This is a genomic window from Plantactinospora solaniradicis, from assembly GCF_042658085.1.
Taxonomy (GTDB): Bacteria; Actinomycetota; Actinomycetes; order Mycobacteriales; family Micromonosporaceae; genus Plantactinospora; species Plantactinospora solaniradicis.
The window spans coordinates 13,049-28,517 of sequence record NZ_JBHSPR010000042.1 but is presented as its reverse complement, the minus strand read 5'-3'; the positions used below and the strand labels follow the sequence as shown (position 1 = coordinate 28,517).

Here is a 15,469-nt window from a genome sequence, read left to right as displayed (position 1 = left end):
GCCAGGTCAGGCCGCGGCCGGATGCAGCACCGAGCGTAGGCAGCCGTCCTGCTTCTTCTCGAAGATCTCGTAGCCGCGCGGACCATCCTGAAGCGGTAACGGATGGGTGGCGAGGTAGCCCGGGTCGATTTCCTTGTTGGCGAGCCGTTCCAGCAGCATCGGGATGTAGCGCTGGGCGTGCATCTGGCCCATCCGCAGCACCAGTGCCTTGTTCATTGCCGCGCCGAGCGGAAACTTGTCGACGAAGCCGCTGAACACGCCGACGATGCTCACCGTGCCGCCCTTGCGGCAGGCCATGATCGCCTGTCGCACGGCGGTCGGCCGGTCAGTCTGTAGCCGTACGGCCTGCTTGATCCGGTCGTACGCGTAGGCGGGCCCGGTGTCGTGAGCCTCCATGCCGACCGCCTCGATGCAGGCGTCCGGGCCTCGGCCGCCGGTCATCTCCCGCAGCGTGTCGAGCACGTCGACCTGGCTGTAGTCGATGGTCTCCACGCCGAGCCGGTCGGCGGCGGTGGAGAGGCGGTCGGGTAGCCGGTCGATGACGATGACCCGTTGCGCGCCGAGGATCTGGGCGGAACGGGCCGCCATCTGTCCGACCCCGCCAGCGCCCCAGACCGCGACCACCTCACCGCCCTGGAGATTGCAGAAGTCGGCCGCCATCCAGCCGGTGGGCATCGCGTCGGAGGCGAACACGGCGGCGTCGTCCGGTACGCCTTCGGGAACCTTGAACGAACCGATGTCGGCGAACGGCACCCGGACGTACTCCGCGTGGCTGCCGGCGAACCCGCCCGCCGCGTGCGAGTAGCCGATGATCCCGGCCGGGGCGTGGCCCCACAGTTTCTCCGTGAAGTTTGGCTGTGGATTCGAGTTGTCACACAGCGAGTACTGGCCGGTCCGGCAGTACCAGCAGCCGCCGCAGGCGAGTACCGATCCGACGACCACCCGGTCGCCGAGTCTGAGCTTCTCGACCCCGGGACCGACCTCGACGATCTCGCCCATGAACTCGTGGCCGAGGATGTCGCCCTCGCGCATGGCGGGTAGGTAGCCGTTGATCAGATGCAGGTCGGAGCCGCAGACACTGCTCGCCCGGACGCGGACGATCGCGTCACCGGCGCCGTGGATCGCCGGTTCGGGGACGTCCTGCACGCTGAGCTTTCCAACGCCTTCCCAGCACAGTGCCTTCATGCCCGTCCTCCCGTCGACAGCTTCTCCCGGACGGCCTTGGTGGCCCGTTCTGCGGGGCCGGTCCGGCCGGACGGCTCGTCCGTGGTCGACACCACCTCGCCGGCCTCGATCACCGACTTGGCCCGGCGCAGCGTCGTGCGCAGCAGTTGGTCTGGATCGCGGCCCCTCAGCACCGCCGCCTGGTGCCCGGCCCGGCTGCCCGGATAGCGGAGTTCGACCCGCAACTCGGTGCCCCGGTCACCCGGGGCGGTGGTCAACTCGAGGTGTCCCTCGGAAGCCAACGGGCGGTCCTCGATCCGCCAGCGAAACGGCCCGTCTTCGCTCTCCGCGGTGATCTCGACGGACCAGCCGTCGTCGCCGGATCGGTCACGTACCATCCAGCGCCGTCCGTGCTCGTCGAGCGTCTCCACCGCCACCGGTCGGTCCAGCACGATCGAGAGCCGCGCCGCGTCCCGCCACCATTCGCGCACCGATTCCATCGGTCGATCCACCGTCACCGCCCGGACGGTGGCATATCCGTCGCCCTGTCGGGCCGGTAGGGATTCCTTGCGGCGGGCGACGATTGCCGCGCCTACCCCGACGCCCACCATGACCACCAGCCATCCGCCGATCCTGCCTGCCATGCCGCCTCCTCCTGGATCAGGACGTCGTAGCTCTCGTATTGCGAATGAAGGCACCGCTTGGGCCAGGAATCCTCGCGAGTGGCGTGCCCGCACCAGAATTGGGCTACCCGGCGGCGAACCGGATAAACGGCCTGAGAGACGACCGGGAGTCCTCCACGCGGACAGGCGGTCGGTCGCTCGTCGGACAACCCTCATCGACGTGAGCTGTACCCGCACCACTACGGGTAGCAGGAGGTCGACCGGTCCGGGATATCTGGTCGAATACACAACTCGCGCGACGGTGGGCTGCCTGCCGCGCCCCAGCTTCGAACAGCTGGCTTGGCGGTGCGTGGAAACGAGGCTGTCCCGCCGTCCGGACGGGCGGGACAGCCCACCTCGGTCAACCCTGCATCGCGGTCCGGATCGCGTTCCGTACCGCGTCGACCATCGCGAGGGGCGGGCCGAGCACCAGGTTCGCGGTGGCGGACTCGGCGCCGGGATGCGGCCTGGTGGGTGCCACTGCCTCCGCGGCGCGTAGCGCCCCGGCCAGGGTCACCAACCGTTGAGCCGGCAGGGCGGCGCGGAGCTGCATGAACTCGTACCGTTCCTCCCGGGTGGCGTGCTCGAGTACGGCGACCTTGAGCTGGCTCAGTCGGTCGTCGAAGTCCGGGGCGTCGGTGCCCAGCTCGACGAGGTCCTTGAGGAGTTCCTTCGCCTCGTGTTCCTCCGCCAACCGCGCGTCGATGACGTCGTCGCCGGCGTCGATGCTGCCGCGGGCGAGCGGGTGCACGATCTCCTCCTCGACGGTCTCGTGCACGGCGAGCAGTTCGATCAGTTCCTGCCAGGCGAGGCGCTTCGGTTTGCCCTCGGCCGCCGCGACGGTACGGAAGAGTTCCTCGATCCGGGCGTGCTGGGCCAGGAGCAGGTCGATGACGTCGATCCCCTTCTCGGGGTCCGTGCCGTTCGCGCTCACCGCTTGTCCTCGGGCTGACGCAGCGACTTCACCGGGTGCGGTCCCTCGGTCTCGATCCGGTACTCGGTGCCGAACCGCTCCCGATGCATGTCGATCACCCGCTCGCTCGGCGGTTCTTCGCCACCGTGGATCTGTTCCTGCAACTTCTCGAACCGCTCGTGGGCGTCCCGGACGTAGCCGGCTCCCAGGGTGGTCAGGTCGATCTGGGTGTCGAGCAGGTGTCGCAGGTACTCCTTGTTCGGCTCGAACGTCACCGGCGCCGGGAGTTCCGGGGCGAGTACCTCCTCCGGCTCGCGCCCGTCGAAGCGCCGCATCAGGTCACACGCGACCCGCAACTGCTCCAGCTCCATGTTGAGGTGCAGTTCCCAGATCGCCTTCACCTTCGGGTCCGGCTCCTGGGTCATGAACGAGTGGTAGAGGTAGACCTCGTTGTACTCGTGGTGGACCAGCCGCTCCCACCAGGTCTCACCGGGGTCGACCAGCGACTCGTAGTGGGTGACGTGCTCCTGCTCGATCATGCCGATCTCGACGTAGAGCTGCCGGGCGATCGGCTCCATGTACTGCGGGCCGACGTTCATGTAGAAGTTCATCGTCTGCTGCTCCGCCGACATCACCGTCAGCGCGTGCAGCCTCGACAACGGGTTCACCTTGTTCCGGTCGTACGGGTCCCGGACGTTGTCGTACGGGTGCCGGTGGTGCATCTTCGTGGGCCGGCCCGGCATTACCTCGGTCAGCCCGTCGACCACCTTCTCGGCCTTCCGTCGCTCGATCATCTCGAAAAGGTTGGCGTACCGGTACAGGTGGTCGAAGTCCTCCAACACCCCGAACTCGTACGCCTGGGTCAGATACGGATCGGGCTCCATGCGGGCGATCCAGGCAGTAAGGTCAACGGCCACCTGCTCGTACGCGATGGTGGTCTCCAGCGTGCTGGCGATCGGCGGGAGCAGCCAGTTGACCACCTTCTGCTGCTGCGCCTCGATGTACCTGGTGTAGGCGAGCTGTCGCTTCACCTCCGGATCGGGACACGTCCGGGCCATGTGGTGACTGAACATGATCGACTCGATCTCGATCCCGTTCATCACGATCACCCGACACCGCGTGTACGGATCGGTGGCGTCGGGATCCAGCGGCTCGACATCCAACTCGCGCCAGTTCCGCAACTGCTTTTCCAGCGGGATGCCCTTTTCAGTCAGCGGATTGAAGGTCATGACTACCTCGTCTCAAGATGGTGGTGACCCGCCAGTACCCCCACCGAGGCTCCCAAACCTGTCGGACGCGACAATCAGCCGCTTTTCCCCTGACGACGGACGACGACCAGACGCGTAGCGGAACTATCGGGCAGCGGATCCGTCACGCGTCCGGCGCGGAACCCCCGGGTACGCCATTGCTCGTTGTCCTTCCCGCCACGGTCGGTGCCGCCCTGGTTCGAGTCCGGCCCTGCCAATGGATACCCAGGGCGGCGTACCTCGTCGGGTTCGGGGACCTCGAGGGGCGGGTGCCGGATTGCGGGTCGAGGTGGTGCTCCTCGGCACCCCGTGCACCGTCCGGCGCCGGCCGGTCCGACGTGACCTGGCGGGGGTCGGGGCGCAGTCCCTCGGCGAGTCGCTGCGGCGGTGCGGTGGCCCGTTGCGGAAGGTCCCGGCCGAGGTCGGGACCTTCAGGCCGTACTTGACGTCGAAGGCGGGGCGCTCGGAGTGGATCCGGGGCATACGATCGAAGTTGTGCAGCGGTGGCGGGCAACTGGTGGCCCATTCCAGCGAGTTGCCGAAGCCCCACGGTCGTCCCGTCACCAGTGTGCCGAAGCGCCAGGACTTCCAGACGTTGTAGATCAGGAACAGCGTCGAGGCACCCAGTACGAACGAAACCCATCGTCGGGATCGTGATGTACCAGCAAGGTGCCGTGGAAGCCAAGGAACATGGTCCAGAAGTGGATCTTGCGGAGTCGTTCGTTGAGCATCCGGTCGGTCATCTTTGGAACCAGGAGTAGACCCCGGCGAACGCGGCGAAGACGATGGTGCCAAAGAGTACGTAGTGGAAGTGCGTGACGACGAAGTAGGTGTCGTGGGTGTGGAAGTCGATCGGCGGGCCGGCCCGTCGCCGGAAGACTTCCTCGCTCGCCGGGCCGCGTCGCAACATTCGAGTCGGGTCCAGATGTTGCGACGCGGTAAACCATTCCACTGTCTCCCAGACCCGATGTCCCAGATGTGTCCGGTGGTCGAACCTCGAGGAGGCAGATCGGGATCAGGAACTACTTGACAGAACCCGTGTTCCGGACGTCCTGGACCGCCGAACGGCCGTCGTCCTTGACCGTCTGAACGGCGCCGGTCACGGTGGATCGTACCGCCTCAGCAGCCTGCCGAGCCGGCTCACGCAGATGCTCACGGCCTTGCTGGACGACCTCCCCGAGCTTCTCCTTGACCTCGCCGCTGTGCTCACCGACCTTTCCCTTGAGCTGGCCGGCGGCCTGCTGCTCGCGGTTCGTGGCCGGCAGCAACGACGAGATGAGCCAACCGACACCGAACGCGATCAGGCCGACTGCCAGGGGATTCCCCTCGGACTGCTCCCGTAGCTTCGCCGGCGCCTGTTTCGCGGCGTCGCCGACCGACGAGGCGGCAGACGAGGCGCGGTCGGTCAGTGACGACGTCGTCGACATGGTGCTGTCACCGATGTCCGAAACGGTACCCATAACCCTGTCCCTCACATTCCTTACCGCCCCTCGGGCCCGCTGTTTGCGGTCCTCAATGATTCGGGCCGGACTCACCTTGTGGGCCAGCGCGTCTACATCGCTGCTCAAGTCGCTTCGGGTCTGCTCAATTTCGCGCCGGATCTGCTCCGGATCGTTGGTCATCGGTCGACTCCTTTCCAATTTGGCTTCAACGCCTCCGGAATCTCCTGCATGCTTCCGGTGGTCTGCCGCATTCCACGCACTTGCTGAGCGTTCGATTTCGCCATGACGTACAGCACGCCCGCGACCGTGGCCCAGATGACTGCGACGATCACGGCGGCCCAACCCTGGTCCATGACGTTGGACAACCCGCTCCAGAGGGCGAGGGAGAGAAAGAGCAGGACCATGACGCCACCAAAGCCGGCGCCGCCGAAGAGGCCAGCCGCCTTCCCCGCCTTGGCGCCCTCTTGGCGCAGCTCTGCCTTGGCCAGGGTCACCTCCTGACGCATCAGGTCAGACAGGTCCTCGCTGACCTGCCGCATCAGGTCGCCCAGAGAGCGGTTGGACGCCTCCTCGACCGGGTCGACGCCGGTCCGATACCCAGGGCTGGAGTTGGGGATGGTCATAACCGCGCACCGGCCGGCGATGACGGCGACAGGCCTGGGAGGACAGCCGCCTCGTCGGCCGAGGGCGTCGTTCCGGGTGTCGGATGGATCTGCGAGGCGGATGCGGTGCCCGACAGGCCGTCGATCGACACGTCGGCGCCGCCCCGCCCATCGGTACTCATGGACAATGGCGCCGTCTCGGCCTCGGCGAGCCGATGGTCGGCAACGGCGGCGTGCTGATCACCGCCACTCGCCAGGTTCCGGGTCAGGCGCCCGGCCACCACACCGAGCAGGGCCGCGCCGACGAGGAACGGCCCGGGATTGCGCTTGGCATAGCGCCGGACCTCAGTGAGGAGGTCGCCCGGCTCGCGCTGCTCCAGCCAGTTCGCCGCGATATGGATCCTCTCGGCGGACTGCCGGGCAAGCTCGGAGACGGGGCCAGACTGACCACTTTGCTCTACCATCGAGCGCATTTCGTCGGCGAGCGATCGCAGGCCGCCAGCCGCCCGGCGCTGTTGCTCACCAGCTTGTGAAGTAAGCTGCCCGCGCGCCTCGCCGAAGAGGTTCCGGGCCTGCCGGGATGCCTCCGCGATGGTTTCCTTGCCTTGTTCCTTTACCGATCCGGTGACGTCACGCCCGGCCCGTGCTGCCTGTGCACCGACCTCTCGCACGGTCTCGGTCGTGGACTGCTGGCCAGCGGACGTCGACGAAGCCGACGGATTTGATGTCATGATGTCCCTTCCAAATAGGTCATCAGGGGATGCGTTGACTGTGGGCAACGGCCTGCTACCCGACGAAGGAAGGGCTACACATCGGGGCTCCTTTATTTTGCGGGAGCGGTCGGTTTCTCTGGTCCGCAGGACGGAGGCGGCCTCCACGGTCCGCTGAGCATCGCGGGTGGGTAGGCGCCTAACGTCGAATCTGCCCACCGCCACATCACGACGCACCCTCGTTCGATGGGGGAAACCAAGCTGGCGGATCGAACACGACTACCGCGAACTGAAGACCGGCCTCGGACTCGACCACCACGAAGGCCGCATCTGGCACGGCTGGCACCACCACGTCAACCTCGTCTCCGCCGCCCACGCCTTCCTCACCCTGCAATGCCTCGACCCGAAGGCGGCAGCGTCGGCCTGAGCCTCTACGCCGTACTCCAGCGCCTGCAACACCTACTCGTCCGCCTGGCCGGCGCCTGCCACGCCTGCAAAACACGGCTCCCATACGGAAACCCATTACCCGATCAGAACGTGACAAAGTATTACTAGGCCGTTCCCTGCCTACCCGTCTCTGGCGGGCGACAGAGGTGCGGACGGCTCGACTGGCGGCTGGGAACCTTCCGTATTACGGTTAGACCGGGTCAAGCCACGCGCCCGTCCAATTACGGATTCTCCGTAGGAGGCGCGTGCTCATGATCGAGCGCCCATGGCTCACCCGATCCCACTTCGACTTCCCCAGAGTCGGTTTCGACGCCCTGCGGATTACGACGGTGCCATACGCCTGCCGTGCCACGGACACCCCCCGGGCAACGGCCGCCCTGGAACAGCCCTTCTCGGTGGCTCGTTATATCGAACTCACTAACCGCTCCGCGCCCATCTCAGCCGGCCGGCTGGTGGTCGTACCGGCGGGACATGTCGACATGGACACGGCCCCGGTGTTGGGGTCGGCTCTGGTGAACGCCGTCGACAGCCACCCTGAGGTCTGTTGTGATCTGGCCGCTGTCGGCCTCTTCAGCGCCGCCGGCGTGCGGGTCCTCCTCGCGGCGCGCGACCGGGCGGGCCGAAGCGGCTCCCGCTTATCGATCAGAGGCGCCAGCGGAATCACCCGCCGTGTTCTGCGGATCACCCAGGTCGAGCGCCTGTTCGCCAATCCCGATCAACACCAGGTAGGCGACGGTCAGACAGCGTTCCGGCCCACACGCCATGACCGATCAGACAGTATCCGAAGGGCTGATTTATTGTGATCACGGCCTCTGCGCCACGTCGACGCGGTCAGACCCAGGTCGACGACGATAAGGCTGCCGCCCTGTTGACCGAGTTCGTCTGCACCGACGCCGACCATCCTGCCCGGCACGAACTTCGCGGAAGGGTTATCCGCGCCTTCCTGCCGCTGGCGCGTCACCTGGCCGTTCGCTATTACGGTCGAGGCGAACCGCTCGACGATCTTGTGCAGACCGCGACCATCGGACTGATCAACGCCGTTGACCGGTTCGACCCCGGCTACGGAACCGACTTCGTCGGCTATGCGGTTCCGACCATCACCGGAGAGATCAAGCGACACTTCCGGGACCGCACCTGGTCCATGCGGGTCCCGCGCAAGCTGCAGGAACGCCGAATCGCGCTGGCCCGCGCCACTCAGGCCCTCACGAATCGGCTCCGACGGTCGCCAACGGTCGCGGAACTCGCCGTCGAGCTGGACATCAGTGAGGAGGAGGTGCTGGACGGTCTGGAAGGCGCGCGCGCATACCACGCGGTTTCGCTGTCCACCCCGACCGCCGCCAACCGAGCCACCGAACTGGGCGACACCCTCAGCGACCTCGACGACGCGTACGAACGCGTCGAACTGCGGATCGCGTTGGGGCCGGCGCTCGCGGCCCTGGACGAGCGCGAGCAAGAGATTATTGGTCTCCGCTTCTACGGCAACCTCACCCAGACGCAGATCGCCGAGCGGATTGGTGTCTCCCAGATGCACGTCAGCCGCCTGCTGACGAAGGCTCTTGCCAAGCTGCGCCCACACCTTACGGGCTAGAAGCCCGCTCACCGACGGCTGCTGCTCCAATCACTCCCTGGTGCATGGTCTGCTCCCGTGCCTGCTCGCCAGCGGGTTGACTCCGACATCGACTCCCGTGTGGCGGCTGTCGCGGCAGGAGCGGGTTGCAGGGCGGGTTCTCGAGCAGTTGTCCGAACCCGGAGCGTGCAGAATCCGCCGGGTGAGCCGTGTGCCCGGCGTACTGAGAAGTGGCCGCCGGCATCGGCGGCCCACCGGTGTGCGGTGACCAGAGTGGTCAGACCGGCGGCGCTGAAGGATGTCTGTGATGAGATCGCAGCACCGACCATGCCTGTCGACGGCATTCAGCAGCGCCCGCTGCAGCTATAGGACGCGGTCATCGGGGCAGCACTCGACAAGTGAGGATCATTCCCTCGGGCTAGCGCAGGTAGCCGTTGAGTGAGCGGGGCCGGTACTGGGTAGTGAACAGTCATGACGACACGCAACGACGCCATTCTGGTAGGCGGCCCGCAGGACGAGACGCTCGTGGCATCCGGGGACGCCGGCCTGCTCGAGGCCGAACTCGACGGGTTGATCCACCGTTACATCCGAACCACCGCGACGCGGGATCGCGAGGGCAAGACCTTCACCGTCTACAACTACGACGGTGAGGTATCGCCGGGGGGCGGCGAGTCGGGTTCCGAGGATGCGGCTGCCCGGGTGGCGTCGCCGTTGGCGGCCGGGCAGGCCACGGGACTACCGACATCAGGCAGCACGGGCTCGTAAAGCAGGGACAGTGAGCAGTTCCGCGGTAAGGCCATCGAAGCGGCGGAAGAGCATACGGTTTATGGATACGTCGGGCAGCCTGGCGCGCGGTCTGGGGCGCGCAACGCGCCACCCGGCTTACGCTGCCAGTTCACCCACGTGACAAACCCGGTGATTCAGCAGCCGGTGTCGGCCGACGGCTGGGTCCACCGCTGGTGAATCACCTCCCAATGCCAGCGGAGCAAGGTAGAGGGCGTGCCCAGGCAGATCGACCATCGGTCGTGGGGGTCCGGCATGACGAGCTATCGTCCATTGACGCGGGTTGATCCGGTCACATACGCCTTGCCGAGCTAGGTGGTTTGCGTCCCCAGATGCGGGGTATCCATGTGCATCGACGTAGACGTCTACAAGAGCTATACGTCGCTGTTCGCCGTCCAGACTCCTGCGGCGCGCCTGGTACACCACCAGACCGTGAACCATGCGGTGTAGTCCAAGGCACGACGCCTAAGGGAGATTTACATGTCCAGCGTCACCACCGATACCTCGCGCCGCGACGCCGTACTCGACGGGCAGCCTCGCCGCCGTCCCGCCGAGACCAAGGCGGCGTTCAAGACAACCGAATTCATCGCCTACCTCGTCGCCTTCGTTGGTGTGCTCATCGCCTCCATCATGGTCGATGGCAACGGCAACGGTGACAACGGCGCCGTCGGTGACTATTTCCGCGCCGACCGCGCTTGGTTCTACATCGTGCTGTTGACCATCGGCTACATGGTCAGCAGAGGGCTGGCAAAGGCCGGCAGCCGCGATTCTTCCAACGTCTAACCTCTACCCGCCACGTCTCGATGTGATGTATTCGTCGAGAGACCCTGGGATACCCACCCGAGCGGCGATGCATGGATGCATCGCCGCTCGGGCGTCTCGGTAGTTACACGTATCCGTTGCGCCAACTGAGCGATCGACCCTGGCGGGTCGCCGGTCTACATGACGGCTCCCCGCCAGGGTCGATCCCCGAAACTCTGCTGCACTCACGACGTGTGCTGGCCGACCCCGTGCGACTCGCCGCCAACTCGACGACGGCTCCACCTGCGTTCTGCCCTGATAGTGCAGGAGCGGCGAGCACATCGGGACGACCCGAGGGCAAACCATTGCGGTGTGCTCGGTACGGCGCTCTCGTCCGTTGGCATCCCACAACTGCAGGGTCCTGTGCGCCACGGCGGTTCCAGGCGCACGGGTGAGGAGTCCGCCCTCGTCGACAGGGTGAGGAAGGAACCCGCATGACCGGCGACGCGAGCCAGCAGTCTCCACTGGGCACGACCTCTCACTGAACTCTATGCATACGGAGGCACCTCATCACCCCTTTCAGTGCTCAACGCTTTCACCAGAGCCCGCCCGGACGACTGACCACGGCGGAACGCCGGGCGGCACTCGCGGCCCCTGCGCCAATCGGTGCGTTCCACAGTCGCTGGGTACAGGTAGCCGGCCTGCGGCTGCATGTCCGGCAACGGATCACTGCTGACGCCGCCACGCCGTGTGTGCTTCTGCATGGGCTCGCGGTCTCGCACCGTTACCTGATGCCCACCGCGCTGCGCCTCGGCGGCCGCTCGGTCTACGTTCCCGACCTGCCCGGCTTTGGGCTCTCCGACAAACCACCGGCTGTCCTCGACGTCGGCCAACACGCCGAGGTGATCGCCGCGCTCACGGACGCTCTCGGCGTCGCATCCGCCGCGATACTCGGCAACTCGTTCGGTTGTCAGGTAGCCGTCGAACTCGCGGTGCGCCGCCCGGACCTCGTTGCGGCACTCGTCCTCGTCGGCCCTACCACCGATCCGACGGCCGCGACGATGACTGGACAATTACGTCGGCTACTGCGCGACCTTCCACGAGAGGATTGGCGGCAGACGCCGATTCTCGCCAAGGATCTGCGTGACGCGGGACCACGCCGCATCATCGCCACCCTGCGGCACGCAGTCGAAGACCACATCGACTCCAAACTCCCCGCGATCAGCGTGCCGACCCTGCTAGTCCGTGGGGACCGCGACCCAATCGCACCAGCGCGCTGGGTGAACCAGGCAACCGCTCTGACACCGCATGGCCACACCCATACCGTCGCCGCCGCCCACAACGCCGTCACCACAGCTGGACCGCAACTTGCCGCGGCCGTCGACACGTTCCTGAACCGCAGAACTAGCCAGCTCACGCCAACCCCTGGTGGATTTGGTCGCCGTCATTGACGTGCCGGTTTGGGTTCGATAGCGCCGATGTCGTCGGTACCAGGCCCGTCTGCCGCCGTCGACCACACGGCTACCCGGGACACTGCCGATGCGGTCCTTATTCGGTTAAGGGGTCGTGACCACTCTGGTCGTTCCTCGTCGGTCCAGGCCCGTGGTGTCCACTCGGCCGGGCCGTACCATCGGTGACTGGCCGAGGTAGTTGGACGGCGGCATCCGGCCGGCGGGTGCGAGTGCCGAGGCCGCCCGGGCGCCGCGTCCGGTGCGGAACAGCCGCAGGGTGGTGGCGATGTAGGCCGCCGCGAGCAGGGGAGTGGTCGAGCAGATGCGCGACGACCTGCCGAGTTGACGGCTTCGAGGCGAATCTCCCTCGGGTGAGCGTCTCAAGCGCGGCCTCGAACCGAGCTCGTTGCCCTTCCTCGGTCAACGCGTCGCCGCAGTCCTGTCCAGCCATCGCGCCGAAGTCGCTGATGCCGCCCGAGACCTGCCGCGGTGCGGTGTGGGCGGCGGCCAGTTGCGGCACCGTGTCGAAGAGCCAAGACCGCAAGGGCGGCGGCGCCGACGACGGCGGCGGCGAGGACCGGTGTGGGTATCGCGCGCAACGAGTTGCCGATCTTGGTTGTCGCGGCGCGGGCGGAGGCGACCAGGGTCGACTCGGCCTTGCCGGTGGTCTGCGCGCTGGCTTTCGCCGAGTTGCGTACCGTGGCGGTCGCCTGTTGGGCCTTTTGTACGACCGGCTTGACAGGCTGAACGGCCCTTTGGCTCATTGTGCGGGTCAGCTGCGTCGCTTTGGTCTTCGCCGACTGGCTGGCTTGGGTGACACGCTGTCCGAGTCCGCCGACGGCGGTGGTGGCCTTGGTGCGTGCACGGGCCTTGACGTCGGTATTGGCGGCCAGGGCGGCTACGGTCTCGCCGAGTTCCGTGCGTGTCTGCTGGATGTCGCGCCGGGTCTGGTCCGGCTCACTGCTTCCCGATGGCGTGCTCATGGCTGCCTCCGGGTCGCTGCGCCACGTATCGCCTCGGTGTCGGCTCGCACACTGTCTCTGGTCGCCGTGGGCGTGGCGGGCATCGCCTTGCTGACCTGCTTCCTACCGCGCTGGGCGGCGATGGCGGCGGCGATGGCGAGGATCACCGTGACGATCAGGGCGGCCACAGCGTCGGGCATGACCACGGCCAGGGCCAGGGCCAGGGCCAGGGCCAGGGCCAGTACGACCGTAGCGACGGCGGTCCCGCCGGCGAGGAGACCGAGCAGCCCGCCACCGCCGAGCAGCCCGGCGCCGACGCCCGCGCGCTTACCCTTGGCGGTCATCTCCGCCCGCGCCATCGTCAACTCGTCGCGCACCAGCCGGCTGATCTGCTCCGTGGCGCGCTGCACCAACTCAGCTACCGGCGCGTCAGCAGACGCAGCGCCGGAGCCGCCGTTGGGACGTTCTGCCATGAGTGCCCTCATCTCTCTCGCACCCCCGGACCGCCCGCGGGCTGCTCGGATCAGCTGTGTTGAATCGCCGGCGTGCTGATCGAGTTCTGCGGGGAACCCTCGAAATGCCCACCCAGGGACGGGACGGGGCCCTCGCCGAGCCGTCCGGCGACATCGCCCGTCGGGAGGTCGCCGTCCTGCCGACGACGTCGCAGCGTCAACGTGCCCGCCGCTACGGTCAGCGCCCCAGCGGCGAAGGCAAGGATGAGCGCTTGCCGTGCGGCGGGCCTTCTCTTGCGAGCCATGACTACCCCCTGAACCCAACGTGTGCCTGCATAGTCCTGATTGTCGGACTCAGCCGCCGAAGCGACGCACCTTATCGGCAGACTTGCCTGAAGGTGAACGCCACCTGCGGTCAGCCGCCGTGACCTGCGGGTCTGTGGATCTGATGGTGTTTCCGGCCTGACACAGGCGAGGTGGGCTTGCCGGTCGGCCGTGAGGGGCGCCTCCGAATGTGCTCAGCGTCGGTCGGCTGACGGTCCACGGCGGGCTGGCGGCACGAAAACACCGGTCTGAGTCAGAGTGCGAGCCATCTCTGCCACCTTGATGTTGGTGTGCTGACTCGCCCGCACCAAGAGGATGAAGGCCTGGTCAGCGGTGAGCCGGTACCGTTCCATGAGGATGCCCTTGGCCTGACCGATCAGGTCCCGCGTGGCGACCGCCTTGTCCATGTCGTTCTGTCGCCGCGCCCCAGCCATCGCCACGGCGGCATGCGACGCGAATAACAGTCCTACCTGTTCCGACTCGTCGTCGAACGCGCCGACCTCCGGCGAGTACAGGTTGAGAGCGCTCAGGTTGTCGTGCACCACGTACAGCTGAAAGGACAACATGCTCCGCACGCCGAGCTCCAGACCTCTGCCGGTGAAGTGGGGCCACCGGGTCTCCCGCGCCAGGTCGGACACCCGTACTGTCTGCTGTTCGTAAACCGCATCCAGGCACGGCCCCTGACCGGCGTCGCGCTGAACCTGATCGATTCGACGCACCAGGTCATCGGTTGCCGCACGAGTATCCACAGCGCGCCTGCCCCGCACCACGGTCATGCCGGCATATCGTGCCCCCGGTATCGTCTCGACGGCGGCAGCAACGATGGCGTTCAACGTGTCCGCGAGGTTGTCCTCATCCTGGAGGGTGCGCGCAAGGTCGCTGAGCGTCTGCGCCAGGTGTTCGGGCTTCACCCCGCCGGTGTAGCTGCTCGAAGGCTGACCGTGACCACCCCTGCCGGTGCTGCCACCCGTCATCATGCGGCCTCACAACTTCATAGCGACTCCGGGCGGACACTGCTTGCCGCCCGGAGCCTTGACCAGCGCAGTCTCGCGAGTTACTACCCCAGCCCGATTCCTCGTACCCAGGGGACAGGCACCCATGCCTTAGAGATCAGCGCCGCCGATGATCGCGGTGATGTGCAGGGTGGGCAGGTAGCGTACGGCGAGCTTGTCGTACCGGGTGGCGACTCAGCGGTGGTGTTTGAGTCGGTTGACCCGCACTCCACTACGTGCCGCCGCTGGTAGATCTCGGGGTCGAACCTCGACGGCCGGCCGCCCTTCAATCCCATTCTGCGCCGATTGGCGGCCTCGCCGACCTTGATCGATTGTGGACTGCCTCCGTGCTGGCCGACGGTCAGCAGCATGGCCAGAGACTTTTGGTCTCGATCGCATTGCCCGTGGGCACCAACGGCTTCGGCGTCGCCCGCTGCGCGTCAGTCAAGTCATGCCGCCTCGTCATCGGCATCATGGCCAGGGGACACCCACAAGATCCACCACACAATCGGCGAGCACGACGTGATCCTGCTGGTGATGCTCAACGACAGTCGGGAAACCAAGCTGCACCGTCGGTGGACCGACCTCGCCGCGAGCACACCGGCGAGCAACTCCCGTCGGTCGCCACCACCCACGTACCGCAAGTTGCGGCAGTGGCCCACCGGGGCGATCTGGTGGCCCCTGGCAAGAGACCCCCTCGGGCTCTACGTCAAGCTGCACCAACTCGGCTGGCGCGACCTGCGGACCGGCTCCCGGGTCCGCGCAGCATGGCTCACGCCCGACGGCGATCCCACCCATGAGCCGACACCGCCGCCAGCGATGACGGCGTCGCCGGGATGTCGACCATCGGGCGGCACCGGCGGAGGCCAGCCCGCCGAGGGGCCGAACTCACCACCGACCCGGCGCCCGCACCCGATCCGTCCCCCCACGCCGGGGACGCTAACGATGGCCAAAAACCTGACCGATCCGGCCATCGAAGCGGCGATCCAGGCGTTCGTTTGAGAACGGCT

At 66.8% G+C, this 15,469-nt stretch carries 17 protein-coding genes and 2 pseudogenes; 7 read left to right on the top strand and 12 right to left on the bottom strand.

Translation table 11 applies throughout. The features are described 5' to 3' along the window. Positions 1-6 precede the first annotated feature (6 nt). The 8 genes and pseudogenes from ACFP2T_RS34925 to ACFP2T_RS34890 form a co-directional block, all read right to left on the bottom strand. Positions 7-1,185: a zinc-dependent alcohol dehydrogenase gene (locus tag ACFP2T_RS34925; RefSeq protein ID WP_377429445.1), complete on the bottom strand. Its 1,179-nt coding sequence runs from the start codon at positions 1,183-1,185 to the stop codon at positions 7-9. Continuing rightward, complete coding sequence (locus ACFP2T_RS34920; protein WP_377429443.1) at positions 1,182-1,808, bottom strand: SRPBCC family protein; 627 nt, start codon at positions 1,806-1,808, stop codon at positions 1,182-1,184. The genes ACFP2T_RS34925 and ACFP2T_RS34920 overlap by 4 nt, the downstream gene beginning before the upstream one ends. Positions 1,809-2,187: 379 nt before the next feature. Next, positions 2,188-2,760, bottom strand: a complete 573-nt coding sequence (locus ACFP2T_RS34915) for a hemerythrin domain-containing protein (protein ID WP_377429441.1) — start codon at positions 2,758-2,760, stop codon at positions 2,188-2,190. After that, complete coding sequence (locus ACFP2T_RS34910; protein WP_377429439.1) at positions 2,757-3,968, bottom strand: hypothetical protein; 1,212 nt, start codon at positions 3,966-3,968, stop codon at positions 2,757-2,759. Before ACFP2T_RS34910 ends, ACFP2T_RS34915 begins: the two co-directional genes overlap by 4 nt. 170 nt (positions 3,969-4,138) lie before the next feature. Next, positions 4,139-4,851 (bottom strand): annotated as a pseudogene (locus ACFP2T_RS34905) (cbb3-type cytochrome c oxidase subunit I); the annotation flags it as partial. Between the two features lie 157 nt (positions 4,852-5,008). Then, entirely contained in the window at positions 5,009-5,608 is a 600-nt protein-coding gene (locus ACFP2T_RS34900) for a DUF3618 domain-containing protein (protein WP_377429437.1), read from the bottom strand. Then, positions 5,605-6,051, bottom strand: coding sequence for a phage holin family protein (locus tag ACFP2T_RS34895; protein ID WP_377429435.1), 447 nt, complete (start codon positions 6,049-6,051; stop codon positions 5,605-5,607). Before ACFP2T_RS34895 ends, ACFP2T_RS34900 begins: the two co-directional genes overlap by 4 nt. Continuing rightward, on the bottom strand, positions 6,048-6,761 hold the full coding sequence (locus ACFP2T_RS34890; protein ID WP_377429434.1) for a hypothetical protein: 714 nt from the start codon (positions 6,759-6,761) through the stop codon (positions 6,048-6,050). Before ACFP2T_RS34890 ends, ACFP2T_RS34895 begins: the two co-directional genes overlap by 4 nt. Positions 6,762-6,945: 184 nt before the next feature. Between ACFP2T_RS34890 and ACFP2T_RS34885 the strand changes: the two are divergent. From ACFP2T_RS34885 to ACFP2T_RS34860, 6 genes and pseudogenes are all read left to right on the top strand, one after another. Then, positions 6,946-7,167: pseudogene (locus ACFP2T_RS34885) on the top strand (IS701 family transposase); the annotation flags it as partial. A 271-nt stretch (positions 7,168-7,438) separates the two neighbouring features. Beyond that, a complete protein-coding gene (locus ACFP2T_RS34880) occupies positions 7,439-7,990 on the top strand; it encodes an STAS domain-containing protein (RefSeq protein WP_377429601.1) in 552 nt (183 codons plus the stop codon). After that, positions 7,984-8,775: a SigB/SigF/SigG family RNA polymerase sigma factor gene (locus ACFP2T_RS34875; RefSeq protein WP_377429599.1), complete on the top strand. Its 792-nt coding sequence runs from the start codon at positions 7,984-7,986 to the stop codon at positions 8,773-8,775. The genes ACFP2T_RS34880 and ACFP2T_RS34875 overlap by 7 nt, the downstream gene beginning before the upstream one ends. Positions 8,776-9,225: 450 nt before the next feature. Further along, the gene (locus ACFP2T_RS34870) at positions 9,226-9,519 is read left to right on the top strand and encodes a hypothetical protein (RefSeq protein ID WP_377429432.1); all 294 of its coding nucleotides are present in this window, start codon (positions 9,226-9,228) and stop codon (positions 9,517-9,519) included. A gap of 498 nt (positions 9,520-10,017) precedes the next feature. Further along, positions 10,018-10,320 (top strand): hypothetical protein, encoded by a 303-nt coding sequence (locus ACFP2T_RS34865; protein ID WP_377429430.1) that lies wholly within the window; start codon positions 10,018-10,020, stop codon positions 10,318-10,320. A gap of 710 nt (positions 10,321-11,030) precedes the next feature. Next, positions 11,031-11,729 (top strand): alpha/beta fold hydrolase, encoded by a 699-nt coding sequence (locus ACFP2T_RS34860; protein ID WP_377429429.1) that lies wholly within the window; start codon positions 11,031-11,033, stop codon positions 11,727-11,729. 105 nt (positions 11,730-11,834) lie between these two features. Here the strand turns inward: ACFP2T_RS34860 and ACFP2T_RS34855 are convergent, their stop codons facing one another. From ACFP2T_RS34855 to ACFP2T_RS34840, 4 genes are all read right to left on the bottom strand, one after another. Continuing rightward, positions 11,835-12,113 (bottom strand): DUF418 domain-containing protein, encoded by a 279-nt coding sequence (locus tag ACFP2T_RS34855; RefSeq protein ID WP_377429427.1) that lies wholly within the window; start codon positions 12,111-12,113, stop codon positions 11,835-11,837. Next, positions 12,110-12,712 (bottom strand): DUF3618 domain-containing protein, encoded by a 603-nt coding sequence (locus ACFP2T_RS34850; protein ID WP_377429425.1) that lies wholly within the window; start codon positions 12,710-12,712, stop codon positions 12,110-12,112. Before ACFP2T_RS34850 ends, ACFP2T_RS34855 begins: the two co-directional genes overlap by 4 nt. Then, positions 12,709-13,164 carry a phage holin family protein gene (locus tag ACFP2T_RS34845; RefSeq protein ID WP_377429423.1) on the bottom strand — a complete coding sequence of 152 codons (456 nt, stop codon included), beginning with the start codon at positions 13,162-13,164 and terminating at the stop codon, positions 12,709-12,711. The genes ACFP2T_RS34850 and ACFP2T_RS34845 overlap by 4 nt, the downstream gene beginning before the upstream one ends. 497 nt (positions 13,165-13,661) lie before the next feature. Next, positions 13,662-14,378: a GAF and ANTAR domain-containing protein gene (locus ACFP2T_RS34840; RefSeq protein WP_377429421.1), complete on the bottom strand. Its 717-nt coding sequence runs from the start codon at positions 14,376-14,378 to the stop codon at positions 13,662-13,664. A 603-nt stretch (positions 14,379-14,981) separates the two neighbouring features. Between ACFP2T_RS34840 and ACFP2T_RS34835 the strand changes: the two genes are divergently transcribed. Then, a complete protein-coding gene (locus ACFP2T_RS34835) occupies positions 14,982-15,461 on the top strand; it encodes a hypothetical protein (protein WP_377429419.1) in 480 nt (159 codons plus the stop codon). The last annotated feature ends 8 nt before the right edge of the window (positions 15,462-15,469 follow it).